The organism is Amycolatopsis sp. NPDC104863 (assembly GCF_055582965.1).
On the sequence record NZ_JBVJOW010000003.1, the window covers coordinates 776,167 to 801,919 of the forward strand.

The window sequence follows — 25,753 nt, forward strand, 5'->3', positions numbered from 1 at the left end:
CCCGCCTTGGTCTTCTCCCGGTTCCTCCCACCACGTTGGCGTAGACGTCCACCGTGGACGATGAGTCGACGTAGGTGTCGGGGCCGCGACCGTCGAAGCCAGGACCGCCACGCTTCGCGTCACCAAGTCGATTCCCACCTCGCTCCGCCGGGCCGCCGGTCTCATTCTCTTCTTAGCGGAACACCGTGGGGACCGGTCCCCGGCGGCGAGGGTCACGGTCCGGACGGTGGCGGACCGGGCACGCGCCGGGCGACCGCGCCCACGGACACGATGAACAGGCCCAACTGCAGACCGGTCGCCCAGCGGTTCCGCTGCCGAGCGCGTCAATCACCGCGGGGAAACATCACCCGGGAACAGCCGTGATGACGATGTTGTCCCGGTAGCTCCTGACTGCGCGGTCGAAGGAACCGCCGCAGGTGAACAGCGTGACGCGGGGACTGCCGGAGGTGGCGAAGTACGGCTGCAGGTCGATCTTGTCCTTGGGGATCTGTTCGCGGGCGACGACGACGAACGAACGGGTCACCCCGTCCTCGCCGGTGAGCGACAGCGTTGTCCCCGGGTCGAGCTCACGCAGCCGGAAGAACGCGCCGGGTCCGGTGGCGGCGCTGTCGACGTGGCCGCCGATGACGAGCGAGCCGGCCGGGCTGTCGAGTGCCGGCCCGAACCGGTACCAGCCGACGGTGTTGATGCTCGGCGGGACCGAAAAGGCGCCGGTCCGGTCGACCCCCGCCGGTGTGACCTTCGCCGTGACGCCGATCCGGGGGATGGTCAAGCGCACCGGCCGCACGGCCGGTTTCCCGGGAGCGGCCGGCCGTGGGGATTCGGTCGGTGGTGGCGCCTCCAGCCGCGTCACGATCGGGGCCGGGGAGCCGGGTGAGTCCGTCCGGTTGCCCAGCAGGGTGCCGGCCACGACCGCCAGCACACCGGCGGTGATGAGGGCGACAGCCGCGGGGCGGTGCGTCCCGGGGAACCGGCGGGACGCACCGCTCCGTCGATCCCGGTTCACCGGGCCGGGTTGCCCGCGCGTCGCCGGAACAGCAGGAAGACGCCGAGGAGCACCAGCAGGACACCGCTCACGGACAGCGCCGACCACCAGGCGCCGGCGTCGCCGGCGGCCAGTCCGCCGGTGCCGGTGGGCATCGAGGAGGGTGCACCACCCAGGTCCTTGATCGTCTGCGCGGCGAGCGCGAGCGTCTTGGCGTCGGCCGAGCCGATCGCGTAGACGATGGTCGAAGTGCCCGCCGCGAGGTCCAGGTCCTTCGGGCCGAGCACCACGGTGCCGGTCCCGGCGAGCGTCACGTCGGCGCTCACCGTTCCCGCCGGCAGGTCGGCCATCACTTCCTTCGGGTTGGTCAGACCGGGGAACACCGGCTTGCCCCCGGCCCGGACGTCGACGGCGGGGGCGGCGGCCGTGTGCCGGACCACGAGCCGGGCCTTGCCCGCGGCGATCATCGCGGTGTCGTTGACGAACGCGGTCAGCGCGGGCTTGCCCGCGGTGTCGAGGTGCGCAACCAGGCTGAGGTTCTTGCCACCCGGCACCGCCAGGCTCTTGTTCTCCAGGATCGCGCTGGTCGCCGCTTCGCCCGGTTTGGTCAGCGCGACGTCATACGTGCCGGCGGCCAGGCTCAGCGGTCCGGCGACGGCGGCCGGCTGGAAGTTGTCGAGGGTCTTCTTCCCGTTGACGTAGACGTCGACCGGCTGACCGGGAATGCCGTGCACCACCGACACCATCGACTCGCCGGCTGCCGCCGCCACCCCGGGCGAGACGGCCGAGAGCGTGGCCAGAATCCCGGCCGAGGCCAGTAGGGTGAGTGAACGCAGAGCGGAGTTCATCAACTGCTCCTTCGAGGCCGACGTTCCAGGTGCTTGTCGATTCGTCCGGAACCGCCCGGCCGGATGCAGTGACGATCGACGGTGTCGCCTCACCTCCACCGGCGGCTAGGGTGTCGTCCGTGTCCGAAGATGCCGTGACGAGCGGCACAGCCGACGATCTCGCGTGGCGGTTCGCCGCGGGCGAGCCGGATGCGTTGCGCGCGGTTTTCGACCGCCACGGACCCGCGGTGCAGCGCCTGGCCAGGGCGAGCCTGCGCGATTCCGCCGACGTCGACGACGTCGTGCAGGCGACCTTCGTCTCGGCGTGGCGCGGCCGTCACACCTACGACCCGGACAAGGCGGGGTTGCTGGCCTGGCTGCTGGGGATCACGCGCCGGCGCGTCGTCGACCTGCTGCGTGCCCGTGGCCGCCAGCAGCGGGACAGTGCCGCGGTCGCCGCGGTCGCACCGACGGAGGAGGCCGCGGCCGAGTCGCCGGAACGCGTGCTCGACCGGCTGGTCGTCGTCGACGGCCTGACCCGGCTGCCCGACCCGCAGCGGGAAGTCCTCCAGCTCGCCTTCTACGCTGATCTGACCCACACTCAGATAGCCGAGCAAACCGGACTGCCGCTGGGCACGGTGAAGAGCCACCTCCGGCGTGGAATGCAGAACCTGCGCTCTCAGCTCGACCGCACCCCGGAGGAGGTGAACGATGTCGCACCCGGATCCCGATCGGCTCGTGCTGCTCGCCCTTGACGAACAGCACCTCGAACCGGAGGACACCGCCCACCTCGACGGCTGCGCCGAGTGCCGCGACGAGATCGAGTCGCTGCGTGCCGTCGCGGGGCTCGGCCGCGAGACGATCACGGAAACGTCATTGCCGCCCGTGCGGGAAGCCGTCTGGGATCGGATCGCCGCCGAAACCGGTCAGGCGAGCCGGCCACCGTCGAACGAAAATGGCGGACAGGTCCTCTCGCGCCGGCCGGCGGGCGTCGAACGCGCGAGTGGCCGCCGGATCTCCCGCGGCGCGCGCTATACGGTCGTCGCGGCCGCCGCCGCGGCGATCGGCGTGGCCGGCACCCTGATCGTCGTGAACGCCGGTGGCGAGGACGACCGGATCGTTGCGGAAGCCCGGCTGAGCCCTCAGGAGTCCGCCCCGCCCGGCGCGTCCGGGCGGGTCCGGATCGTCGACACCGGAACCGGCTCGCTGCGGCTGCAGGTCCAGCTGACCGGCATGCCGGCTCCGGCCGGGCTGTACGAAATCTGGCTGTACGACGGCGCCAAGACGATGATTCCCCTCGGGGTGACTGCGGGCACCGAAGCCGACGTCTCCGTGCCGCCCAACCTGGCCTTGAGCAGTTATCCCGTCGTCGACGTTTCCGTGCAGGAGCTCGGCCAGCAAGAGCACGGCGTCAGCATGTTGCAGGGAAAACTCGGCACCTGAGCGGGGGATGTGCCGGCCGGCGAAGAAAGATCATTCGTCGGCGAAGTCAGTGGATTCCGCCAGTTCGCGCCACTGCGCGAGCTCGGTGGCCACCGTGGCGAGCTTGTCTTCCACGAGCCGCAAGCAGTCGCTGCCCAGCTGCAGGCGAAGCGGCGGTTCCGGTGCGGCGACCAGCTGCCGGACGGCCGTCACCGCCTTGGCCGGGTCGCCGGGCTGACGTCCGTCACTCGCATCGATCGCGGTCTGCAGCCGGCCGACTGTGCCGGCATAGCCGGGGATACTGGTGGCCGGACGGCGTTTGCTGGTGCTGGTCAAGAAGTTCGTGCGGAACGAGCCGGGCTCCACGATCGTGACGTGGACGCCCAGCGGGGCGAGTTCCGCCCGCAGCGCCTCGCTGATCCCTTCGACGGCGAATTTCGAGGCACTGTAAAGGCCGCGTCCCGCTCCGGACGCGAAACCGGCGCTGGAACCGAGGTTGATGACGTGTCCCGCCCGTTGAGCTCGCAGCGTCGGCAGTACGGCGCGGGTGACGTTGAGCAGGCCGAACACGTTGGTGTCGAAGAGATCCCGCACTTCCGAGCCGGAAGCTTCCTCCACCGCGCCGAAGAGTCCGTAGCCGGCGTTGTTGACCAACACGTCGATCCGGCCGAAACGCGCTACACCCGCAGCGACGGCTGCCTCGGCCTGAACGGGGTCGGTGACGTCGAGCGGCACAGTCAGCAGCGCGCTGCCGTGCCGTGACAGGTGCCCGGCGACGGCCGCGGGATTTCGGGCTGCTGCCACGACTTGGTCGCCGTGGACGAGCGCCGCCTCGGCCAGCGCACGACCGAGTCCGCGCGACGCTCCGGTGATGAACCACACTGACATCTCTGCTCCACAGTGGATCGTAACGACTTGGAATGGCTACTTCGGCGCAGGGCCACTCATCGATGAGCTGGCCAGGAGCTCCAGAGAGCGTTCAGCCGGACTGCCCGGCTCCGCGTGGTAGACGACGAGGTGCTGGCCCGGCGCGCTGGTGACCGAGAGATTCTCGAACCGCAAGGTCAGCTCGCCGACGCCCCGATGCACGAAGTGCTTGGTCGTCGCGGTCTTCGCTCGCACGTCGTGCCGGCCCCACAGCCGGGCGAAGTCGCCGCTGCGGACCGACAGCGCGCCCACGAGGTCCGCGAGCCGGGGGTCGTCCGGATCGGGGTTGGCCGCCCGGAGCGCTGCGACGCAGCCCTCCGCGATCCTCGGCCAGTCCCGGTAGAACGACTGCGCCTGCGGGTTCAGGAAGATGCCGCGCAGGAGGTTGGGCTCGCCGTCCAGCCAGGAGAACAACGCCTCGCCGAGCGGGTTCACGGCCAGGATGTCGAAGTAGCGGCCGTAGAGCAGGGCAGGAGTGGTGGTCCACGCGTTCAGCAGCGAGACGAGCTCCGGCGCCGCCCGTTCCGGCCGTGTCCGCTTCGGTTTCGCGGGCGTTGCCAGGCCGCGGAGGTAGGCGGTCGCTTCTTCGTCCAGGAGCAACGCGTCAGCGAGCGCCTGGACGACCCGCGCCGAGGGATGCCGGTCCCGGCCCTGTTCCAGCCGGACGTAGTAGTCGGTGCTCACCCCGGCCAGCATCGCGACCTCGTCGCGGCGAAGTCCTGGTGTGCGGCGCTCGCCGACCGGAATGCCATGGTGTTCGGGCCGGGCCAAGGCTCGCCGCGCCCGGAGAAATTCGCCCAAACGAGGAGCTATCTGCCGTTTTGTCATGTCGCGACCTCCTCCGCACGCCGTTCCTGCCGCAGCCGACGGTAGGCCGCCCCCTCGGCGGCCGGGTAGCTCTGCGACACCCACCTTCCGAAACGTCTCGCCGCAGCCAGGACCGGGGTGGCCGCGAAGGTGGCCGCGGCGCCCAGCGGGGTGTCGGTGGCCAGAATCCACCGCACCGGCTTCATGGCCGTGGTGAGGACTTCACTTCCGCGGGCCCGCATGGCTGCCTCGAACAGGCTGATGGACACGGTCAGAGTGGCCGAGCCGGCGGAGACCTTTTCCAGGTGTTCGACCAGGCTGGCGGCGTCGCGAATGGCAGCTCCCGCACCCATGCCGGCGGTGGGGGGAGTCGCGTGGACGGCGTCGCCGAGAGCGGTGATCGCACCGGCGGGCCACGGGGCCAGGTCACGGGCTCGCGTCGAGGCGGCGTTGAACCGGAACGCGGCCACACTCCCCGGATCGGCGCGGGTGATCACCTCGAGTGCGTGCCCGCGCCAGCCCAGCTCGCGGAACCTGGCCGCCAGCGAGTCCCGCAGGCCGGCGTCGCGAAGGTCGCGCAGCGAGTCCGTGGCCGGGGACTCGGGGAACATGGCGCCCCAGATGTACGTGGGCCCGGTGGTGACCGCCATCCGCAGGCCGGGCGCGTCGAGCACCGCGTTGCCGGCAGGGTCGAGGAAACCGACGTAGAGCGCCGCTCCTCGGGGGCCGATCGCCAGCCCCGATCGGCGTCCGAGCCGCCGCTGCTCGCCCGGGCTCAAAGCCTCGAAGGACGTTCGCCCGGAAAAGCCGACGATGCCCGCTGGTGCGTTGGTGGGGCCGCCTGCCAGGTAACGAGCCACCAGGGAGTGGGTCCCGTCCGCGCCGACCAGCAGGTCGCACGGAACGGCCGGGGCGCCGGCGAACCTGGCCAGGGGCGTGCCGTCTTCGGCGCGATCGACGCCGGTGACCTCGTGGCCCAGGTGGAGGTCTTCGCCGACGGCCTCGGCCAGCAGAGTCCGCAAGGTGACGCGGTCGATGTCCACACCGGACTCACCACTGAGGTCAGGGCCCTCTCCCAGCAACCGCCCGCGCCGGTCCCAGAACGCATCCTTGTCCCGCAGGCGCAGTGCGGATGCGGACGCCAGCAGCCGCTCGAAGATCTGCGGTGCGATCAGCTTCCGCAACGCCGACTGCGCGCGCTCGTCCAACGTGATGTGGTACCCACCGGTCGCCGCCACCTCGAGGTCGCGATCGAACACCGTGACCCGGAACCCCCGGCGACGCAGACCTGCACCCAGGGCAAGGCCACCGATCCCGCCCCCGACTACGACAACACGCATCCTGTTTCGACTCCCTCTTGGTTGCTGCCCCTCAGCGGCGACTCTCGCACCAGTAGTGGACACCGAATGGCCTCGACCGGGCATGATGGGTCTCGTGGCGGACACTTCACGGCGGGCGTTGCGATTGCTGTCGCTGCTCGCGGCCCGCCGGCAGTGGTCGCTCGGCGAGCTCGCCGGCCGGCTCGGCGCCAGTGAACGCACCATCCGGCGTGACATCGAGACGCTCCGGCAGCTGGACTATCCGATCACCACCGTCCACGGTCCCGCCGGCGGCTACCGGCTCGGCGCCGGTCACGCGCTTCCGCCGTTGCTGCTCGACGACGACCAGGCCCTCGCGGTCGCGGTGGCCCTGCAGACCGCACCCAGCACGGTGTTCGGTCTCGGAGACGACGCGGCCCGGGCACTGGAGGCCCTCAAGCAGGTCATGCCGGCCCGGCTGCGGGCCGCGATGGAGTCCCTGCGGCTGACCAGGCTGCCGAACTACTGGGAGTTCCCGGCTCCGCCCATCGACTCGGACGCGCTCAAGGCGGTGGGTGATGCGGTGCGCCGCCGCCGCGTGCTGACCGTGGAGGAACTGCGCGCCGACGGCTCACGCGCCGAGCCACGGGATGCCGGCTTCACGCCTGCGCTCCGGATCGAGCCGCACCACCTGGTCGTGTGGGCCGGGCGGTGGTACCTGGTCGCCTACCACCTCGCCGACGAGCGGTGGCGCGTCCACCGAGTCGACCGCCTTCACGCTCGCGCCACGACACGCTCCTCGTTCGCCGCGCGGGAGCTCCCCGGCGGCGACGTCGCTCACTTCGTCATGACGAGCCACGAGCGGGGCGACACGCCGGCCGCCTGGCAGTGCACCGGCACCGCGCACCTGAACCTGCCCGCCGAGACCGTGGCCCGCTGGGCTCCCGGCGGATCGGTCGTCGAACACCTCGACGCGCGGCATTGCCGGGTCAGCATCGGCGCCTGGTCGTGGGCCGGCATCGCGGGAATCCTCGCCACCTTCGACGCCGATCTCACGCACGTGCAGCCACCGGAGCTGGTCCAGGCCTGCCACCGCCTGATGCAGCGATGGAGGGCTGTCGCGGCGGACGCGGACTCGCCGGGTTAAGTCGCTTCGGCCTGCATCCGTTCGAGGTGCTCCTGGCGTATCCCTCGTGTCCAGGAAGCAACGAGAACGGAGTCATCATGCGCCTTCGCATGCTCGGGGTGTCCGTCGTCGCCGCGGCCGCCATGGCCGGTGTCGCCGCGGCGCCGGCCCAGGCTGCTCAGCCGGTGACCGCGTCTTCCCACGCCGTCTCGCACCACCACTTCGGCAAGGGCCGGACCGACCTCACGCTGGACGCCGCCGCGGCGAAGGCGCTCACGTCGCTCGGCGTCAAGGTGTCGCCGGTCTTCGCCAAGGTCAGCCATCCCGGCGGGAAGACCGTCTTCGGGTTCACCATCGTCGGCAACCCGAACGACGGGACGATCGAGCACGTGGGCGGCCTGCTGCTGCGTGCGGGTGGCAAGTGCCTCTACCTGACGAGTTACACCATCGACCTCAAGCGGGGAGTGCTCAGCGGGAAGATCAACTTCGGGGCGCGCGCCGACCTGTTCACGATCGGCGCGGCCACCCCCGCCGGAGTCACCCTGGCGCTCACCGCGCCGGCGGCTGCGTTGCTGAACAAGACGTTCGGCGTCACGGCGTTCGCCCGAGGTCTGGTCATCGGGTATGGCAACCCGATGATCCGCAAGTAACCGCTCCGCCGGAGGTGGCCCGAGCGGCCACCTCCGGCGGCCCGCCGTCAGCGAGCCCATGGTCGGCATCTTCGCGCGGTTCGGCTGGCCGCCGAACCGAATGTGGGCCCGTCGAGCGTGCTGGCGTCGCCTGATCGATCTTGGCGCCGACACGGGACGCCCTTACTTCAAGGTGTGTACAAACGGGCGTCCGGCCGCCGTTCGGCGCTTTACAGCTCACGCCGACGGTCCTACGGTGCGCTCGCACCCCACGCGGCCGGTCCATGCCGACCACGGCTGAAGGAGGTCAGGTGTTCCGCAACCACAGACGCAGTACCCGCTCCACCGTCACGGTGCTCGCGGCCGCGGCCCTGCTCGCGGTTCCCACGTTCACCGCCAGTAGCAGTGCCGCCGTCGACCTGGGCGCCACGCCCTGGCTGGACACCCACCGCCCCGTGCCGGCGCGGGTGGAGGCCCTGCTCCACGCGATGACGCTGCCCGAGAAAGTCGGCCAGATGGACCAGCAGCTGGTCAGCACGCTGACCGACGCCGACGGCACGCGGTGCGGGAACAACGGTTTCAACCTTCCCAATCCCGATTGCATGCGAAAAATCCTGGTCGACTCCAACGTCGGTTCGATTCTCGCGGGCGGTACCGACAATCCGGTCGACACCACGGGCAAGGGCGGCGTGGGCAACACCGGCTACGACTGGGCCACCGAATACAACATCATCCAGCAGTTCGCGATCAAGAACTCGCGCCTGCACCTGCCGGTGGTGTTCGGCGTCGACGCGGTGCACGGCTTCGGCCACCCGTGGCAGGCGCCGCTGTACCCGCAGTCCATCGGCATGGGCGCCACCTGGGACCCCGCGCTCGCCCAGGCCGGGGGCAAGGCGACCGCCGACGCCCTGCGCGCGACCGGCTGGAACTGGAACTTCGCCCCGGTCCAGGACATCGCGCGCGACAACCGGTGGGGCCGCACCTACGAGACGTGGGCCGAGCAACCGGCCCTGGCGGCCGCGATGGGCGCCGCGAACATCAAGGGCATGCAGACGCCCGGCAGGCGCGGTGAGCTGAACGTCAGCGCGACGGTCAAGCACTTCGCCGGCTACTCGCAGTCGATCAACGGCCACGACCGGGCCGAGGCGCTGCTGCCCATGAACTACCTGCAGACGACGATCCTGCCGCCGTACGCGGCCGGGATCGACGCGGGCGCCGGGACGGTGATGGTCAACTCCGGTTCGATCAACGGCGTGCCCGCGACCTCGTCGCACTACCTGCTGACCGACGTCCTGCGCGACCAGATGCGCTTCCAGGGTGTCGTGATCAGCGACTACCAGGACGTCTCCGCGTTGCAGACCGCCTATCACATCGCGGCCGATCTCCCCGGTGCCATCGCCGCCGCGGTGAACGCGGGTGTCGACATGAGCATGCAGGTCTCCGACGCGGCGGGGTGGCAGGCCGCGATCCTGCAGGCCGTCAGCACGGGCAAGATCTCACCCGCGCGGATCGACCAGGCCGTGCGCCGCATCCTCACGCTGAAGTTCCAGCTCGGCCTGTTCGACCAGCCGTGCGTGGCCGACCCGGCGAAACCGTGCGTGAACGCGAACGCCGCCAACGCCGCCGTCACCGCGGGCCGTGACCAGACGGCCAAGGCCGCGCGGGAGTCGATCACGTTGCTGCGCAACGAGAACAACGCGCTGCCGTTGCCGGCCGGCGCGAAGGTCGTGGTGACCGGTCCGAGCGCGGACTCGATGACCAACCAGCTCGGCGGCTGGAGCGTGAGCTGGCAGGGCGTGGCGGGTGCCGGGCACGTGTGCTGCATGGGCCCCGAGAACCAGATTCCACCGGGTACCACCGTGCTGGGCGGTATCCGGGCCGCGGACCCGGCCGCGGTCTACGCGCCGGACCAGGCCAGCGCCGTCGCGGCCGCGGCGGGCACCAGTGCCTATGTGGCGGTGGTGGGGGAGAAGGCCTATGCGGAAGGGCTGGGCGACAACCCGGCGCCGGCCCTGGCGCCCGACCAGCAGGCCCTCGTCACGGCGCTGGAGGCGACCGGCAAACCGGTGATCGTCGTGGTCGTCGCGGGCCGGCCGGTCGGGCTGGGCCCGGCGGAGAAGGCGAACGCGGTGCTGATGGCCTACCAGGGCAGCACGGAAGCCGGCGCGGCCGTCGCGGATGTGGTGTTCGGCAAGACGAACCCCGCGGGCAAGCTGCCGATCAGCTGGCCGTCCGACGCGCCGGCCGTCGGCGGCGACTTCGCCGGCACGGCGCCGTCCCCGCTGGGAGACCAGCCGAAGTTCTTCGACCAGCTGCCCAGCACGGCGTCCGGTCAGGGGAACGCGTACAACCCACAGTTCCCATTCGGTTACGGCCTGTCGTACACGACGTTCACGCACACGAACCTGGCGGTGACGCCGAAGATCGCGCGGGGCGGCACGGCCACCGCGACGTTCACCGTCACCAACACCGGAACCCGCGCCGGCACGGACATCGTGCCGGTCTACGTGGCTCAGCCGGTGAGCCCAGTGGTAGTCCCGCCACAACGGCTGGTCGGCTTCGCGCGGGTGACGCTCGACCCGGGCCGGTCACAGGTCGTGCGCGTGTCCTTCCCGGCGGCCGCGCTGGCCGAAAGCGCGCCGGACATCAACGCGTCCGGCCCGCCCGCCGTGGTGCCGGGCAGTTATGTGCTGCAGCTGGACAAGAACGGCACGACGCCGTACGAGGTGGACGTGTCGGCGCCGTTCCTGATCCGGTAGCCCGGGGTCGAGTGCGGGGCGACGCCGGCGCGTCGCTCCGCACTGCCGGTCCAGGCTCTGGTCCTCTTGCTCCGGTTCGGCGATGGTGACCTTGCGGATCTCCTTGCCGATTTCGGCGCAGCCAGCCAGGACTTCGGCCTGCCCTCGGTCCGCGGCGGACGGTGCTCGAACCACGCCCAACCCGTTTTCCGGCGTCGAATGAAGGCTTCACTACGAGGAGACGAGTCGCAGCCGTGGCGCGGCCACCGGAGAGCCGAGATCGACCGGTCGAATGCGTCTGCGGCAACACCAGCTGCGAGGCCGAGATCTCCGGTTAAGCGGTCTTCCAGATCGCGTGGTCGAGTTCCCAGGGTGTCCGGCCCAGCTCGGCGGCGGCGTCGGCGAGCAGCCGCCGTGCGGCCGGGATGGTGACCGGGTGGCCGAGGTGGCGAATCAGCCAGCGAAGCACCTTCCGGTCCGGTTTCACCTGCTCGTCGGTGCCGGCCAGCATCCAGAGGTAGCGGAGCCGGATGTCGTGCGTGCCGTTGCCGGGGATGGCTCGCAGCCGGCTTTCCACGGCGTCGAGCCGGGTGAGGTCTGCTAGGAGCGTGGTGACGTCGCCGAGGGTGTGCACACCGGAGCCGGCGAGGACTTCGGCGTAGCGCACTGCGGCTTCCGCCTTGAGCACGCCGCCTCGTGTGCTGGTGCGGCCCCGGTTCTCCAGGACGTCGGTGGCGAACCGGTCCGATCCCAGCCGGCGGCCCAAGGCCGCCAGCGCGTCGACGGGCTGCTCGGCAGTGGTGCCGGCCACGGTGGCGAAGTCGGCGACGTCGACCAGATGGGGCACCAGACCCTGGTGCTTCGCGTACCGGTCGCAGACCGCGATCGTGCTGGTGTATCGGGCGTTGATCGAGAACACCGCGTCGAGCACGCACACCGGCAGGTGCGCCCACCGTCGGGCGCGGGGCCGGATGTCGAGCCCCGTGGCGGCTTCGACCAGGCGATGGACGTCCGCGGCCGTGGTCATGGCCGCGCTTCGACGGGGCGGAGGCGGAACATCGTCAGCGGGAAACCACTGTCGATGAGGCTGCTGGCGTGACGGCCGCCGTGGGCATCGACGAATTCCAGGGCCGCCATGTGGTCGCCGGACAGGAAGGCCCCTTCGATCGCGCTCGCGTCGCCCTCGCGGGCGATGCGCGTCGATAGTTGCTGGCCCAGGTATTGCGCAAGGCTGTTGTGGCGGCCGGTCTCGGCGCCGCCGATCTCGAAGCCCAGCTCATGGGCGACTTCGGGGTACCTCGTGTGGAGCGCGATGGCCAGCTGGTAGGCCGTGGCGTACGGGCGGCCGAGGTGGTGACCCGGCGGCTCTGGGGTCACTTCACGCAGGACCTCGACGACCTTCTCCAGCACCGACAGTCGGTTCCACACACTCGGCACAGCCGCCCCTTCCGCGTTCCGATCGGACGTCGGCAAGTCGCGTGCGGCGGCTGCGCTGTTACTCGCGCAGGTACGGCTACGTGCAGACATCGCGCCGGGCACCTTGGTGTCCCCCGTTGCCCGCCAGTGGCTGGACCGCTTCGCCGACGCCCGAGGCATTCACGAAGACGAAGGTGTCACCCACCGCAGCCTCAGGAATCGTGCCTCACGGGGCGATCGCGTAAACGTCGGTGACGAACTGCGCAATGGCCCGGCATGCCGTCGAAGTCGGCGGCGATGGCCGTGGTCAGTTCATAAGCGCCGGTCGTCGAAATGACGGGACGCGAGCGATCGACCGGACGGAATGGCTGCTCAGCCGCGGCGAGGATCGGCTGTGACGGCCAGCCGGTACTCCTGGTTAAGCCGGGCGAACCTCAGCGGGTCGACGGCGGCCGGGTCGGTCGGCAACGCGATCACCGCCGCGTTGCCGGGAGTGCGGCGGATGTCGGCGCCCAGTTTCTCGGTGATCGGGGGCAGCAGCCGGTAGTGGTCTGCGTCGATGTAGGTCCACCAGCTCAGCCAGTCCGGCCAGGCACCCCACGGTGGCGGGGTGCCGCCCGAGAGCGGGTCGGGCAGCTCGGACCAGATCTGCTCCAACGACCATTCGTCCTCGACGCGGCCGAACAGCGCACCGGTCTTGTCCGCGATCGTGATCCACAGGTCGGTGAGCAGCCGGTGCAGCTGCCGGAACGGTTCGGCGTGGGCACCGGGGGTCCGTGGGCAGTGGGCCGAGTCCAGCGCCAGGTGCAGGGAGTCCCAGCCGCGTCCGTCGTCGGGCTTGGTGGAGAGCCAGATGTCCACTTCGGTCCCGGTCCACAGGTTGGTCGACCACGATCCCGTGGCGAGGCTCTGCACCAGCTGTTCCCGATTGAGCACCCGGTGTTCGCCTTCGCGGCCCGGCGCGTTGTCGAAACCGTTGATCCCGCCGTCCGGCCGGTACGGCGACAGCCCGGCGTTGCCGGCCAGGGTCAGCAGCAGCTCTACCGTCGTGGGGTTCACCGTTCCGCTGGGCAGTGACAACGTCCAGTTCCAGTCCGAGCCCATGGCCGGCATCTTCGCACGGTCCGCCCTGCGGCTGTCACTCCGGACGAGCGACCTGGATCTCGACCCGGTGCCGGAGGTAGTCGTCACTCGACGTGCGAGCGATCCGCACGGCGTCGGCCACCAAGCCGCGCAGGTCGTCGGGATACAGCCGCTCGTCCAGTCGCAAGCCTGGGAGGATGCATCGTCGGACGTCGAGATCGGGCACCTCGACGAAGCGGCGCAGGGCGGCATTGCGGTATCGCTCGCGTAGGTCGCTGAACGCCTCGTACTCGGCGAGGCTCTGCGCCGTAGGGGTGTCGGACCCGCGCGGGTAGGTCAGGGCAACCTGCGTCCAGTACCAGGCACGCGCGGCACCCGCGATGTCGGCAGCGGTGCTGGATTCGAGGTGGTCGATGAGAGTGAGCTGCACCCGACGGCGACCGAACGCCGTTACGGCGGGCTCGACGAGTTGCCGATTGAAGCTCGGGTTCGGCTCGTGAATCGCGCAACGCATCAACGGCTCGAACCATTCCTCGGGAACGGGAGCCGCTTTCGCGCGGCGCGTGACGATGTCGCCGATCGACCTGCGGGCATCGTGGTACCACCGCGAATGAACGTCGGTCTCGTCCGCGGCCGGAAGGTCGGCGCCGACCAGCTCGAGCAGCTCCCGCAGCAGGGAGAGATAGGCGGCCGAGCGGTCGGTCGTGCGCCCCGGCAGCGGCTGGAGCAGGATCGGCTCTTCGTCCTTCGACGTCACAAGCAGCAAGAGTATCGAGCGGCAACGCCTCGGTCGTCGGCAGGAGCGGACGTCCGGCGTTGCTGCCCCGGCTGCGTTCTGCTTGCTACCGTGTTCAAGAACCGTGCGAGCCGGGTATCCGCTGAGTCGAGTCACCTCCCGTGCTTGGCGGTGATTCGGCGACGGCGTCGGTTCAGCAGCGAGCCGGCGCCTTCGTGCGTCACCGGTCCGGCGCGGCCAAGGCGGTCTCGACGAAGTCGTGGGCGATCTCGCGGAGCTTCGCGTTCCGCTCCTGCGACGCCTTGACGAGCAGCTGGAAGGCGTCGTCGGCCGGGATGCGGTGCAGGGCCATCAGGATGCCCTTGGCCTGGTCGATCACCGCGCGGGAGGTCAGCGCCGTGCGCAGCTGCTCCATGGTCTCGCGGGCGGTTTGGTGCCGGCGGGTGCTGCGAAGAGCGGCTTCGGCGGCGGCGGTGTAGAGCTCCAGCAGGGCCGCGTCGAGCGCGCCGAAGCTGTTGCCGCCGGTGTCGTACAGGTTGAGCGAACCGTGGTACTGGTGGTCGACGAACAGCGGGGCGGACAGGTAGGCGACGATCGAGGACTCGCCCGCTGCCGCGGCGAACTCGGGCCACCGCGGAGCCGCCTCGGTCACCTTGACCCGCTGGAGCTCGCCGGTCCGGGCGGCCTCCAGGCAGGGGCCGCGCCCGGCGGCGTACTGCGCCTGGTCGACGTGGTGCGCGCTGTCCCCGGTCGCCGTCGCGGTGTACGGGGCGCCGTCGCGCAGCAGCGTGATGCTGGCGATCTCCGCGTCCGGCACCGCGTGCATGACCTGCCGGCACACCCGGTTCAGGACCACCAGCAGGTCGTCTTCCTCCGCGAAGGTGCCGGCCAGCCGGTCGAGTGCGGCGGTGACGTCGTCCACTCTCCGCGCGGCGTCGCGCTCGTGCAGCAGGTTGTCGTCCATCGGGCGCTCCCTCGGGTGGCTGTGTCCGGTCGTCGGTTGCAGCCTGATTTCCCAAGGTGGGGTTCCCGCCAAACGGTTTCAGCCGGCCCGTAGTGGGTAAGCGCGGGCGCGCCCCTTTCACGCACATCGGCGGGCTGCCGGTCGCCTCTGGCAGCGTTGTGACAGTCAGGGCTCCGGCGGCGACTCTCTGGTGTGCCTTCTTCTCGTCCTCCTCGCGATGCCGTCGGCCGCTCGCGGTCACGAATGTTCTCGCTTCGCTCGCCGCGCAGTCGTGGTTGGGGCGGCCGGGTCGGTGTCTTCACCCAGGCCGCCACGGCGCTCGCGGCCATCGGCGCGCTGATCTTCACCGGGCTGTCCGTGTATGTGACCAGTAACCAGAACGCCGCGCAGAACGAGCTGGCAGCGCAGAGCCAGTACACGGACCGCTACACCAAGGCCGTCGACCAGCTCGGCCAGCAAGGCGCCGACCGCCTTCAGATCCGGCTCGGCGGGATCTACGGACTCGAGCGGCTCGCGCGCGACTCCCCGCGTGACCAGCCCACCATCATCGAGATCCTGTCGGCGTTCATCCGCAGCACCCGTGCGCCGGTCGTCCAGGGCGTCGCGTGTCAGAAGCAAGAACTCCCCGTCGACGCCAAAGCGGCCCTGTCCGTCCTGAACCGACGTGACCGCAGCCGCGATGAACACACCGGTATCGATCTCAGCGGAGTTTGTTTTACCGGCGTGAACTTTTCTGCTTTCCATCTGGAAGACGCAAAACTCGAGGGCTCCGACTTTACGGAGGCTGCCTTTGTGCTCGCTGGTCTCGATCACGCGAGACTACGTGACGCAACCCTTCGTGGTGCCCAGCTCGACCGGGCGGATCTCACCGGGGCGGATCTCGGCAGTGCAGATCTTCGAAGCGCGTCCCTGAGCTCCGCCAACCTTAACAGTGCCTCTTTCGTTCTAGCCGATCTTGGCGGCGCTGACCTGACTGCGTCGGATCTGAGTAGCGCATCCCTCAACGGCGCGAACCTTCGCGGCGCGAGCCTTCTTCGATCCACCTTGTCAGGAGCTGACCTCAAGGGAGCGGATCTGAGGGGCGCCAATCTCGGAGACGCCCACCATGATGATCGCACCAGCCTCCGAGATGCGCTGAAAGACGAGCACACGGTCGGCGCCTGGTGATGCCTGGCCCGTGCGGATGTCACGACGGGTGAATGAGGCGGCTCTCATAGGCGAAGACCACGGCCTGGATCCGGTCGCGGAGCTCGAGCTTCAGCAGGATCCGTCCCAGGTGTGACTTCACGGTCGCCTCCGCGAGGTGCAGCCTGGCGGCGATCTCGGAGTTGGACAGGCCGGCTCCCACCTGGACGAGCACCTCGTGCTCGCGGGCGCTGAGCCGGCTCAGCCGCTCGTGGTGTTCGGTGCTGCCGCCGGGCAGGTGCGGGCGGAACTTCTCCAGCAGACGGCGGGTGATCCGCGGGGAGACCACCGCGTCGCCCGCGGCCACGTGACGGATCGCCGTGAGCAGTTCCTCGGGCCTCGTGTTCTTCAGCAGGAACCCCGACGCTCCGGCCTCGAGCCCGGCGAAGGCGTACTCGTCCAGGTCGAACGTGGTGAGGATCAGCACCCGGGTCTGCGGACAGGTCCCGACGACCTGCCGGGTCGCCTCGATGCCGTCGGTGCCGGGCATCCGGACGTCCATGAGGACGACGTCGGGGCGCAGTTCCCGGGCGAGGCGGACGGCCTGGGCGCCGTCTTCGGCTTCGCCGACCGGTGCCATGTCGGGCTGGGCCTCCAGGACCGTGCTGAAAGCCATGCGCAGCAACGCTTCGTCGTCGGCGACCAGGATGCGGATCGTCACGCGGACGCCACCGCGCTGCCGGCGAGGACGAGGCGCGTGTGGACACCCCAGCCGCCGCCCGGGAGCGGGCCGGCGCGCAACGTTCCCCCGTAGGAGGCCGCGCGCTCTCGCATGCCGGTGATGCCGTGGCCGGGCCGGACTTCGGTGGGGGACGGCGTGCGGGCGCCGCTGTCGGTGACGTCCACGGTGACGGTTTCGGTCGAGCACTCGATCCGGACCTTCGCCTCGGTGCCGGTGGGGGTGTGCTTGAGCGTGTTGGTCAAGGCTTCCTGCACCAGGCGGTAGACGGTCAGCTGCGCGGTGGCCGGGATGTGCGCGTGGCCGCCGTCGACTTCGATTCGGGTCGACAGCCCGGCCGCGCACATCTGGTCGGCGAGGGTCTTCAGCTGGGCGATCCCGGGCAGCGGGTGGCGCAGCGCCTCCGGTTCGCCGGTGCGCAGGATGCCCAAGGACCGCCGCATGTCGGTCAGGGCCTGCCGGCCCGTTTCGGAGATCTGCAGCATCGCGGTGGTGGCCTTGCCGGGCGAGCGATGCTGCGCGTAGACGGCGGCGTCGGTGAGCGCGACCATCACGGACAGGTTGTGCGTGACGATGTCGTGCATCTCCCGGGTGATCCGGGTCCGCTCTTCGGCGACGGCCACCCGCGCCTGCTGGTCGTGTTCCCGCTCCAGGCGCCCGGCCCGTTCCTCGACGGCCGCGAGGTAGGCGCGGTGGGTCCGCACGTGCACGCCGAGGACACCGACGGCGACGATGATCGCGGTGACCGCGACGAACGGGGTCAGGAACGCGCCGTCGGTGGCCCAGCGCAGGCAGGCCAGCAGGCCCCCGGTCGCCAGGACGGCCCCGGCGACCAGCGTGCCGCGCAGGCCCGAGTGCACGGCCACCGCGTACAGCGCCACCAGCAAGGCGATGTCCGCCGGCAGCTGGACGTCCAGCAGCCACTGCAGCGCGGCTACGGCCACCACGGCGGCGAACACCGTGCGCGGCGCCCGGTGCCGCCACACCAGGGGCAGCGTGAGGACGACGGTGAGGGTCACGGCCACGGGCAGCTCTCCCGGCGGCCGCGTGGTCACGACGTTGAGCAGAAGAAGTGCCGGCAGCAAACCACCCCGCACCACCGGCGGCAGCTGGAAAGCCCGGCGCGCGACGGCCCTTCCGAGCCGAGCCGCTCGTCCTGTCCGGTGGTCGCCGGGCCCGGCAGCCGCCTCGGTCATCGCACGTTCCTGTCGATCCAGCCCCGGTACAGGGCGCGTCCCGTCATGCTAGGCCGAGGGCACCGCTCCGCACATGAGCCCGGCGTCTGATCCCACCCGGCCGGGATCCGACCTGAGGAGGAGCGCCACCCCCTCCTGCGGTCGCAGACGAGTCCCCGATCCGGCCGCGCCGAGTGCCACTCCCGTCGCATGCGACGTGCTCGGGATGGCGACCGGAGAGCGATGTGGCCGCGCCTCCCCGGCGCCGAGGATGGCCGGGTGACCGAGATCATCACGGGACTGAACCTGTCCCTCCTGGAAATTCTGGTGGTGCTGGGCGCCGTCGCACTGGTGGTGGCGCGCTGGCTTCCGGCCGCCGTCCGCTCGCGCGCCACGATCGCGGCGGGGGCGGTTCTCCTGGCGTCCGTGATCGCGCTGGGCGTGACGGGGTTCCGCTGGCAGTTGCTGCCGGTGCTGGCCGGCGCTGCCTTCGCGGCGCCGTTCGCCTTCTCCCCGGTGCTGCGACGTCGTACCGGCCGCCCGGCACGACGGGCCCGCTGGTGGCTCGCGCTGCCGGGAACGGCGGCCTGCGTCGCGCTGATCGCCGCGGGCGTCGTGGCCGCCTGGGCCTTTCCCGTCCCCGTGTTCCCCGGCCCCTCGGGGCCGTTCGCGGTCGGCACCCGCGTGCTGCAGTGGACCGACCCGCTCCGGCCCGAGACCTTCACCGCCGATCCGGGCGACCGCCGCACGGTCGTCGTCCAGCTCTGGTACCCCGCGCAGGACAGCACCGCCGACGCGCCGCGGGCCCCCTACCTCGGACGCACGGAGGACGAAGCGCGCATCGTCTCCGGCGCCCTCGCCACCGGAACCGGCCTGCCGGGGTTCCTGCTGGACGACGTCCCGCGCGCCCGCACCCATTCGGTCTTCGACGCCCCGGTGGCGCGCGACGGAGGACGGTTCCCGGTCGTGCTGTTCTCGCCCGGGTCCGGCGGGGTGCGCACCCAGAACACCGCGTGGGCGGAGGAGCTGGCCAGCCACGGTTACGTGGTCGCCGCGCTCGACCACCCGTACGACTCCGCCGCCGTCGTCCTGGCCGACGGCCGGACGGTCACCACCGAAACCGTCTCCAGCGGCGACCGCGACACCGACGAAGTTCTGGCGGCCGGCTGGACCGCGGTCCGGGCCGCCGACCTCGGCTTCGTCCTCACCCGGCTGACGGGTCTGGACCGGGGTGACGGCGCCGACCCGCTGGCCGGGCGCCTGGACACCGGCCGGGTCGCCGCGACCGGTCACTCCCTGGGCGGCGCCGCCGCCCTGCAGGCCGTCCGGGAGGACCGCCGGTTCGCCGCCGTCATCGACCTGGACGGCTACCCGCACGGCCCGGTGACGCCGGCCTTGGCCCGGCCCGCGCTCGCCCTGACCCAGGCCATCACCCCGGCAACCGATCCGCGCTACCTGCCGCGCCTGACCGAGGTGCTCGAGGGCAGCACCGCGACGAGCTACCGGCTCACCGTTCCCGGCGCGGCCCACCTCACGTTCACGGACGGGCCGCTGTACCTGCCACCGGTGCCTTCGATCGTCGGTTCCCTGGGCCGCACCGACAGCCCGCGGGTCGTGGCCGCGGCCACGCTCGCCTTCCTGGACACCGTTCTCCGAGGTGCTTCCACCGATCTGGCCGGCGTGTTGCCGGCTTACGGAGATCTCAGCGTCCACCACCCGGGCACCCGCCGCTGACCGGCTAGCGCTCCGGGGATCCCGGCGGTCACCGAGGGCTGACTCAGAAGAATCCGTCGCGCCCGGCACCCGGCGGGACCTGGTGCCCGAGGTCGGCACTGATCCGCGCGGCCGTGCGAACGACCAGCGGCACGACCTCCTGGCGCAGCTTCCCGACGTCGAACCGGCCGCTCGACGTCGACGACGCCAGTGCCGCCACCACCGCGCCGGTCTGGTCGCGCACCGGCGCCGACACCGACAGCAGGCCCTCCTCCAGCTCCTCGGCGACCAGGGCCCAGCCCTGGTCCGCCACCGTGCGCAGGGCCTGGCGGAACTCGGCCTCGCCGGTGATCGTCCGCGCGGTCAGCCGGGGCAGCCCGGCCGCCACCACCTCGTCCACCAGGGCCGGCGGGGCCCACGCCAGCAGCGCGCGGCCCATCGACGTCGCGTGTGCGGGCACCCGGGTGCCGATCGAGACGTTGATGCTCATGATCCGCCGCACCGGCACCCGCGCGATGTAGACGACCTCCGGGCCGTCGAGCGCGGCGAGGGACGCCGATTCGCCGGTCTCCTCGGCGAGGCTCAGCAGCCGCGGCTGGGCGATCTCGATCATCGCGTGGGACGCCGAGTAGTGCTGGCCGATGCTCAGCACGCGCGGGGTCAGCGACCACCGGCCGCCGCTGCCGTCGACGTACCCGAGTCGTTGCAGCGTAAGCAGAATCCGGCGCACGGCCGGGCGGGACAGCCCGGTCGCGCCCGCCAGCTCGGCGAGCGTCGGGTTCGTGCGGTCGGCGTCGAAGGCCATCAGCACCGCGAAACCGCGCTCGATGCTCTGGATGAAGTCGCGGTCGCCGCCCGGTTCCTGCTCCATCGCCTCATCCTTCCGCATCGGCCGTCTTGACAACGCCGGGCACGCGGGGGACTCTCATCAACGTGTCCGCATAGCGTGCAAAGTGTACGCACAGCGTACAGGAGGTGAGAGCGATGACGCTCGACCAGCGTGCAGTCCGCACCGCTTTCGGCCGGTTCGCCACCGGCGTCACCGTCGTGACCTGCCGCAACGACCGGGGCGAGCCGCACGGCGCGACCGTCAACGCCTTCACGGCCGTTTCGCTGGAACCGGCGTTGTGCCAGGTCACGCTCACCCGCCGGTCCAAGGCCTGCGCCTACCTGGACGGCGCGCCGTTCGCGGTGAACGTCCTCGCGGCGGACCAGCTCGACACGGCGTGGCACTTCGCCGGCCGCCCCCAGGACCGGGCCCCGGCCTGGGCCGAGGGCGTGCTGGCGCCGGTGCTGACCGGCACGGCGGCCACCATCTCCTGCCGCCCGTGGCGCACCTACGACGGCGGTGACCACCTCATCGTCGTCGGCGAGGTCGAGCACCTCGACACCAGCGACGCCGACCCGTTGCTGTTCTTCGCCGGCGGGTTCCGCGAGCTCGGCCCGCGCGGCCACGACCACTGGTCGGCCTCGGTCGACTGCCCCGACCTCGGCTGGTTCGGCTCCGCCACGGAGTTCGCCCCGCTGACCACCGCTTCCTGACGACCATTCACCGACGAAGGGTTTGCCGATGACCATCCAAGAGGACGCGCCGGCGAAGGTGCGCACGACCCGGCCGATGACCGGCGACGAGTACGTCGAGTCCATTCGCGACGGCCGGGAGGTGTTCATCGACGGCGAAAAGGTCGGTGACGTCACCACGCACCCCGCGTTCCGCAACTCGGTGCGGATGACCGCGCGGCTCTACGACGCGCTGCACGACCCCGACCGGCAGTCCGTGCTCACCGCGCCGACCGACACCGGCAGCAGCGGCTTCACCCACCCGTTCTTCCGCACGCCGCGGTCCAAAGAGGACTTGTTCGCCGACCGGGACGCGATCGTCGCCTGGGCCCGGATGACCTACGGCTGGATGGGCCGCAGCCCGGACTACAAGGCCGCGTTCCTCGGCACGCTCGGCGCGAACTCCGACTTCTACGAGCCCTTCGCCGACAACGCCCGGCGCTGGTACGCCGAGTCGCAGGAGAAGGTCCTCTACTGGAACCACGCGATCATCAACCCGCCGGTGGACCGCGACCGCAACCCCGACGACGTCAAGGACCTGTTCATCCACGTCGAAGAGGAGCGCGACGACGGCCTGATCGTCTCCGGCGCCAAGGTCGTCGCGACCGGCTCGGCGATCACCAACTACAACTTCATCGCCCACTACGGCCTGCCGATCAAGAAGCGCGAGTTCGCGCTGGTCTGCACGGTCCCGATGGGCGCGCCCGGGATGAAGCTGATCTGCCGCAACTCCTACGCGAAGGTCGCGGACGCGACGTCGGGCCCGTTCGACTACCCGCTCTCGAGCCGGTTCGACGAGAACGACACGATCTTCATCCTCGACAGGGTGAAGATCCCCTGGGAGAACGTGTTCATCTACGGCGACGCCGAGAAGGCGAGCACCTTCTTCCCGGGATCCGGGTTCCTGCACCGGTTCACCTTCCACGGCGTCGCGCGGCTGGCCGTCAAGCTCGACTTCATCGCCGGGCTGCTGATGAAGGGCGTGGAAGTCACCGGCACCAAGGACTTCCGCGGCATCCAGACCCGCGTCGGCGAGGTCATCGCCTGGCGCAACCTGTTCTGGGCACTGTCGGACGCGATGGCCGCCAACCCCGACGAATGGAAGAACGGCGCGGTGCTCCCGCACCTGGACTACGGGCTCGCGTACCGCTGGTTCATGACGCTCGGCTACCCGCGGGTGCGCGAGATCATCATGCAGGACCTCGGCTCCGCGCTGATCTACCTGCCGTCGTCGGCGAAGGACTTCCAGTCGCCCGAGATCCGGCCCTACCTCGACCAGTACGTCCGCGGCTCCAACGGCTACGACTCCGTCGAGCGGGTGAAGCTGATGAAGCTGATCTGGGACTCGATCGGCAGCGAGTTCGGCGGCCGCCACGAGCTGTACGAACGCAACTACTCCGGCAACCACGAAGGCGTGCGCGCCGAGCTGCTGTTCGCGTCCCAGCAGTCCGGCTCGGCCGCGGCGATGAAGGGCTTCGCCGAGCAGTGCATGGCCGAGTACGACCTCGACGGCTGGACCGTCCCCGACCTCTACAACCCCGGCGCCACCTCCCTTTCCCGGTGACTCGAAGGACTTCCGCGATGACCACCACCGAACACCACATGCCCACGGCCGCCGGTTCGGGCAGCTCCGCCAGCGAGGCCTTCCGCGCCGCCGCCCGGGAGACCGGCGAGGTGCCGCCCGAGCGTGTCGACGAGGTCGCCCGCGCCGTGCTGCGCGGCGTGCACCAGGCGATCCGCGAACACGACGTCACCTACCCCGAGTTCCAGGCCGCGAAGCAGTGGCTGATGGATCTCGGCGAAGGCGGCGAGTGGCCGCTGTTCCTCGACGTCTTCGTGGAGCACGTCGTCGAGGAGGTCGCCGCCCGGACCCAGGACGGGACGAAGGGCAGCATCCAGGGCCCGTACTACCTGCCCGGCCAGGAAACCCTGCCGTGGCAGAGCACCCTGCCGATGCGCGGCGACGAAAAGGGCACGCCGCTGGTGTTCGCCGGACAGGTCCGCGACCTGGACGGGAACCCGGTGGCCGCGGCCGAGCTCGACGTCTGGCACGCCGACGACGACGGCTACTACTCCGGCTTCGCTCCGGACATCCCGGCCGGCAACCTGCGCGGGGTTGTGGTGACCGACGGGCAGGGCCGGTTCGAGATCACCACGGTGCAGCCCGCGCCGTACCAGATCCCGACCGACGGCCCGACCGGCAAGCTCGTCGCCGCGGCCGGCTGGCACGCGTGGCGCCCGGCCCACCTGCACCTGATCGTGCGGGCGCCGGGGCACCGCACGATCACCACGCAGCTGTACTTCCAGGGCGGCGAATGGCTCGACAGCGACGTCGCCGAGGCGACCAAGCCGGAGCTGGTGCTGAACCCGGAGCCGCGCGAGGACGGCAGGCTCGGCGTGACGTACGACTTCGTGCTCGAGCGCGCCTGACGTCCCGCCTGCCCTTCACCCGAAACGAGGATTCATGACCGACCTGGGGATCGAGCGCGTCGAAACGGTGTTGCTGGACGTGCCCTTGCGCCGTGCGCACCGCTTCGCCCGCACCGGCATGTCAGCCCAGCCCGTGCTGCTGGTGTTCGTCCACACCCGCGGCGGCGCCGTCGGCGTCGGTGAAGGCGTGGTGCCGGGCGGGCCGTGGTGGGGCGGCGAGTCCGTGGAGACCATGCGGCTCGTCGTGGAGCGGTACTTCACGCCGGTCCTGCTCGGTCGCCAGGTGGACGACGTCGCCGGGATCCTGCGTGATCTCGGCGACGTCGTCGCGGCCAACCTCTATGCGAAGGCGGCGGTGGAGGTGGCGCTGCACGACGCGTGGGCCCGCGCGCTCGGCGTCCCGGTGCACACGCTGCTGGGCGGCCTCGCCCGGCGGTCGGTGCCGGTGACCTGGGCGCTGGGCACCGAACCGGCGCCGGTCGTGGTCGACGAGGCCCTCGCCAAGCTGGATTCGGGGCAGCACCGCAGTTTCAAGCTCAAGATGGGTGCTCTCGAACCGGCCGACGACGTCGCCCGGGTGTGCGCGGTGGCGGAGAAACTCGTGGGGGTGGCGGGCGTGCGGGTCGACCTCAACGCGCGCTGGGACCTGCTGACGTCGCTGACCTACCTGCCGCGGCTGGCGGACGCCGGGGTCGAGCTGGTCGAGCAGCCGGTGCCGGGCGCGGAGTTCGAAGCGCTGGCCGAGATCAACCGGGCCCTGCCGATCCCGGTCATGGCCGACGAGAGCCTGCGCACGCCGGGCGACGCGTTGCGGCTGGCCCGGACCCGCGCGGCCGACGTCTTCTCCCTGAAGACGACGAAGTCCGGTGGCCTGCGGGCGACCCGCGCGATCGCGGAGGTCGCGGCGGCGGCCGGGATCCCCTGCCACGCGGGGACGTCCATCGAGAGCCCGGTCGGCACCGCGGCGACCCTGCAGCTCGCGTGCACCGCTCCGGTGGTGACGTGGGGGAGCGAGCTGTTCGGGCCGCTGCTGATGAGCGAGGAGCTGCTGACCGAGCCGTTGCGCTACGCGGACGGCGAGCTGCACCTGCCGGACGGCCCGGGCCTGGGCGTCGACCTGGACCCGGCGGCCGTCCGCCGGTTCACGAGGAGCTGAGATGTTGTTCCACGTGCGGATGGACGTGACGATCCCACCGGGCCTCGACGTCGCCGACCGGGTCGCCGAGGAGAAGGCTCGCGCGCTGGAGCTGCAGCGGGCGGGGGTGTGGGTGCACCTGTGGCGGATCGTCGGGCGGTACAGCAACTTCAGCGTCTTCGACGTCGAGTCGAACGACGAGCTGCACGCGCTGTTGTCGAGTTTGCCGCTTTACCCGTTCATGCGGATCGAGGTCGTTCCGCTGGCGAAACATCCGTCGGACCTCGCGGGCTAAACCATGAAGTGGATCTACGCGTGTTCGCCTCGTAGGCAGTCAGCTGACGCGGCGTCGCAGGGCGCCGTGTCTTCAGGGAGGAGACGCATGCCCGAGGAGTATTCGAACCCGGACCGCACTCGGCCGGACGAGCGGGGTCGGGCACGGTGGGCCACCGCTGTCGGGGTCGCGGTGATCGCGGCCGGCGGGGTGCTGGGTGCGGCATCGACGGCGACGGCGAGCACTCCGGACTCCGGCATCCACGTCGTGGCGCGGGGAGAGACCGCGGATGGTGGCTGGGTGGCGTTCACCGGCGTCGGTGAGGTCAAGGTCGGCGGGGCCACCGGCGGCGCGCAACCGCGGGGCGTGAAGGAGGTCGGCGGGGGCACCTGGTCGTACGGGGCGTCGGTCAACGCGATCGGGCAGAAGGTCTGCTACTCGCAGTACGAGCACCTGCAGGTCAAGCACGGCGCGTCGGTGAAGATGAACGGCAAGGCGGACGCGGACAACGGGGTCGCGCCGGGCGGGCTCGCGGCCGCTTCGCTCCACGAGTACACGACGGCAACCTGCTACACGTACTGGAACAAGAGCTGACCGTCGCGCAGCTCCGATCACGGGAGTGATCGGAGCTGCGTGGTCGCCGC

The 25,753-nt window shown here is 70.9% G+C and carries 26 protein-coding genes; 13 read left to right on the forward strand and 13 right to left on the reverse strand.

The window, feature by feature from the left end; genetic code table 11:
* Positions 1–343 precede the first annotated feature (343 nt).
* Both ACZ63J_RS20320 and ACZ63J_RS20325 read right to left on the reverse strand, forming a co-directional pair.
* The gene (locus ACZ63J_RS20320) at positions 344–910 is read right to left on the reverse strand and encodes a class F sortase (RefSeq protein WP_465408281.1); all 567 of its coding nucleotides are present in this window, start codon (positions 908–910) and stop codon (positions 344–346) included.
* A gap of 92 nt (positions 911–1,002) precedes the next feature.
* Entirely contained in the window at positions 1,003–1,833 is an 831-nt protein-coding gene (locus tag ACZ63J_RS20325) for a DUF4397 domain-containing protein (protein WP_465408283.1), read from the reverse strand.
* Between the two features lie 119 nt (positions 1,834–1,952).
* Between ACZ63J_RS20325 and ACZ63J_RS20330 the strand changes: the two genes are divergently transcribed.
* Positions 1,953–2,567, forward strand: a complete 615-nt coding sequence (locus tag ACZ63J_RS20330; RefSeq protein WP_465337592.1) for an RNA polymerase sigma factor — start codon at positions 1,953–1,955, stop codon at positions 2,565–2,567.
* Positions 2,524–3,255, forward strand: coding sequence for an anti-sigma factor domain-containing protein (locus ACZ63J_RS20335; protein WP_465408285.1), 732 nt, complete (start codon positions 2,524–2,526; stop codon positions 3,253–3,255). Before ACZ63J_RS20330 ends, ACZ63J_RS20335 begins: the two co-directional genes overlap by 44 nt.
* Before the next feature lie 30 nt (positions 3,256–3,285).
* Here the strand turns inward: ACZ63J_RS20335 and ACZ63J_RS20340 are convergent, their stop codons facing one another.
* The 3 genes from ACZ63J_RS20340 to ACZ63J_RS20350 are packed head-to-tail and all read right to left on the reverse strand — an operon-like array spanning position 3,286 to position 6,392.
* Positions 3,286–4,122, reverse strand: a complete 837-nt coding sequence (locus ACZ63J_RS20340) for an oxidoreductase (RefSeq protein ID WP_465408286.1) — start codon at positions 4,120–4,122, stop codon at positions 3,286–3,288.
* Between the two features lie 36 nt (positions 4,123–4,158).
* Positions 4,159–4,989, reverse strand: a complete 831-nt coding sequence (locus ACZ63J_RS20345) for a helix-turn-helix transcriptional regulator (RefSeq protein WP_465408288.1) — start codon at positions 4,987–4,989, stop codon at positions 4,159–4,161.
* On the reverse strand, positions 4,986–6,392 hold the full coding sequence (locus tag ACZ63J_RS20350) for an FAD-dependent oxidoreductase (RefSeq protein ID WP_465408290.1): 1,407 nt from the start codon (positions 6,390–6,392) through the stop codon (positions 4,986–4,988). Before ACZ63J_RS20350 ends, ACZ63J_RS20345 begins: the two co-directional genes overlap by 4 nt.
* Before the next feature lie 10 nt (positions 6,393–6,402).
* On the opposite strand from ACZ63J_RS20350, the gene ACZ63J_RS20355 reads away from it, so the two are divergent.
* From ACZ63J_RS20355 to ACZ63J_RS20365, 3 genes are all read left to right on the forward strand, one after another.
* Positions 6,403–7,413: a helix-turn-helix transcriptional regulator gene (locus ACZ63J_RS20355; RefSeq protein ID WP_465408293.1), complete on the forward strand. Its 1,011-nt coding sequence runs from the start codon at positions 6,403–6,405 to the stop codon at positions 7,411–7,413.
* Positions 7,414–7,490: 77 nt separating this feature from the next.
* Positions 7,491–8,042, forward strand: a complete 552-nt coding sequence (locus ACZ63J_RS20360) for a hypothetical protein (protein ID WP_465408295.1) — start codon at positions 7,491–7,493, stop codon at positions 8,040–8,042.
* Positions 8,043–8,332: 290 nt separating this feature from the next.
* Positions 8,333–10,780 (forward strand): glycoside hydrolase family 3 N-terminal domain-containing protein, encoded by a 2,448-nt coding sequence (locus ACZ63J_RS20365; protein WP_465408297.1) that lies wholly within the window; start codon positions 8,333–8,335, stop codon positions 10,778–10,780.
* Between the two features lie 313 nt (positions 10,781–11,093).
* Here ACZ63J_RS20365 and ACZ63J_RS20370 read toward each other — a convergent pair whose 3' ends face one another.
* From ACZ63J_RS20370 to ACZ63J_RS20390, 5 genes are all read right to left on the reverse strand, one after another.
* On the reverse strand, positions 11,094–11,786 hold the full coding sequence (locus ACZ63J_RS20370; RefSeq protein ID WP_465408299.1) for a hypothetical protein: 693 nt from the start codon (positions 11,784–11,786) through the stop codon (positions 11,094–11,096).
* The gene (locus ACZ63J_RS20375; RefSeq protein WP_465408300.1) at positions 11,783–12,169 is read right to left on the reverse strand and encodes a hypothetical protein; all 387 of its coding nucleotides are present in this window, start codon (positions 12,167–12,169) and stop codon (positions 11,783–11,785) included. Before ACZ63J_RS20375 ends, ACZ63J_RS20370 begins: the two co-directional genes overlap by 4 nt.
* A gap of 378 nt (positions 12,170–12,547) precedes the next feature.
* The gene (locus ACZ63J_RS20380) at positions 12,548–13,288 is read right to left on the reverse strand and encodes a hypothetical protein (RefSeq protein WP_465408302.1); all 741 of its coding nucleotides are present in this window, start codon (positions 13,286–13,288) and stop codon (positions 12,548–12,550) included.
* A 25-nt stretch (positions 13,289–13,313) separates the two neighbouring features.
* Positions 13,314–14,015, reverse strand: a complete 702-nt coding sequence (locus tag ACZ63J_RS20385) for a hypothetical protein (RefSeq protein WP_465408304.1) — start codon at positions 14,013–14,015, stop codon at positions 13,314–13,316.
* 199 nt (positions 14,016–14,214) lie between these two features.
* Positions 14,215–14,958: an ANTAR domain-containing protein gene (locus ACZ63J_RS20390; protein ID WP_465408306.1), complete on the reverse strand. Its 744-nt coding sequence runs from the start codon at positions 14,956–14,958 to the stop codon at positions 14,215–14,217.
* 243 nt (positions 14,959–15,201) lie between these two features.
* Between ACZ63J_RS20390 and ACZ63J_RS20395 the strand changes: the two genes are divergently transcribed.
* On the forward strand, positions 15,202–16,125 hold the full coding sequence (locus ACZ63J_RS20395; RefSeq protein ID WP_465408308.1) for a pentapeptide repeat-containing protein: 924 nt from the start codon (positions 15,202–15,204) through the stop codon (positions 16,123–16,125).
* Positions 16,126–16,144: 19 nt separating this feature from the next.
* Here the strand turns inward: ACZ63J_RS20395 and ACZ63J_RS20400 are convergent, their stop codons facing one another.
* Complete coding sequence (locus ACZ63J_RS20400; RefSeq protein WP_465408309.1) at positions 16,145–16,804, reverse strand: response regulator transcription factor; 660 nt, start codon at positions 16,802–16,804, stop codon at positions 16,145–16,147.
* Complete coding sequence (locus ACZ63J_RS20405) at positions 16,801–18,018, reverse strand: sensor histidine kinase (protein WP_465408311.1); 1,218 nt, start codon at positions 18,016–18,018, stop codon at positions 16,801–16,803. Before ACZ63J_RS20405 ends, ACZ63J_RS20400 begins: the two co-directional genes overlap by 4 nt.
* A gap of 258 nt (positions 18,019–18,276) precedes the next feature.
* Between ACZ63J_RS20405 and ACZ63J_RS20410 the strand changes: the two genes are divergently transcribed.
* The gene (locus ACZ63J_RS20410; RefSeq protein WP_465408313.1) at positions 18,277–19,731 is read left to right on the forward strand and encodes an alpha/beta hydrolase family protein; all 1,455 of its coding nucleotides are present in this window, start codon (positions 18,277–18,279) and stop codon (positions 19,729–19,731) included.
* A gap of 43 nt (positions 19,732–19,774) precedes the next feature.
* Here the strand turns inward: ACZ63J_RS20410 and ACZ63J_RS20415 are convergent, their stop codons facing one another.
* On the reverse strand, positions 19,775–20,581 hold the full coding sequence (locus ACZ63J_RS20415) for an IclR family transcriptional regulator domain-containing protein (protein ID WP_465408315.1): 807 nt from the start codon (positions 20,579–20,581) through the stop codon (positions 19,775–19,777).
* A 113-nt stretch (positions 20,582–20,694) separates the two neighbouring features.
* Here ACZ63J_RS20415 and ACZ63J_RS20420 point away from each other — a divergent pair, with 113 nt between their 5' ends.
* The 6 genes from ACZ63J_RS20420 to ACZ63J_RS20445 all read left to right on the forward strand — a co-directional run bounded on the left by ACZ63J_RS20420 (position 20,695) and on the right by ACZ63J_RS20445 (position 25,703).
* A complete protein-coding gene (locus ACZ63J_RS20420; RefSeq protein WP_465408317.1) occupies positions 20,695–21,252 on the forward strand; it encodes a flavin reductase family protein in 558 nt (185 codons plus the stop codon).
* A 28-nt stretch (positions 21,253–21,280) separates the two neighbouring features.
* Entirely contained in the window at positions 21,281–22,834 is a 1,554-nt protein-coding gene (locus ACZ63J_RS20425) for a 4-hydroxyphenylacetate 3-hydroxylase family protein (RefSeq protein WP_465408319.1), read from the forward strand.
* A gap of 17 nt (positions 22,835–22,851) precedes the next feature.
* A complete protein-coding gene (catA, locus tag ACZ63J_RS20430) occupies positions 22,852–23,700 on the forward strand; it encodes a catechol 1,2-dioxygenase (RefSeq protein WP_465408321.1) in 849 nt (282 codons plus the stop codon).
* A 34-nt stretch (positions 23,701–23,734) separates the two neighbouring features.
* Positions 23,735–24,856 carry a muconate/chloromuconate family cycloisomerase gene (locus ACZ63J_RS20435; protein WP_465408323.1) on the forward strand — a complete coding sequence of 374 codons (1,122 nt, stop codon included), beginning with the start codon at positions 23,735–23,737 and terminating at the stop codon, positions 24,854–24,856.
* 1 nt (position 24,857) lies between these two features.
* On the forward strand, positions 24,858–25,130 hold the full coding sequence (locus tag ACZ63J_RS20440; RefSeq protein ID WP_465408325.1) for a muconolactone Delta-isomerase: 273 nt from the start codon (positions 24,858–24,860) through the stop codon (positions 25,128–25,130).
* An 87-nt stretch (positions 25,131–25,217) separates the two neighbouring features.
* Positions 25,218–25,703 carry a lactococcin 972 family bacteriocin gene (locus ACZ63J_RS20445; RefSeq protein WP_465408327.1) on the forward strand — a complete coding sequence of 162 codons (486 nt, stop codon included), beginning with the start codon at positions 25,218–25,220 and terminating at the stop codon, positions 25,701–25,703.
* The last annotated feature ends 50 nt before the right edge of the window (positions 25,704–25,753 follow it).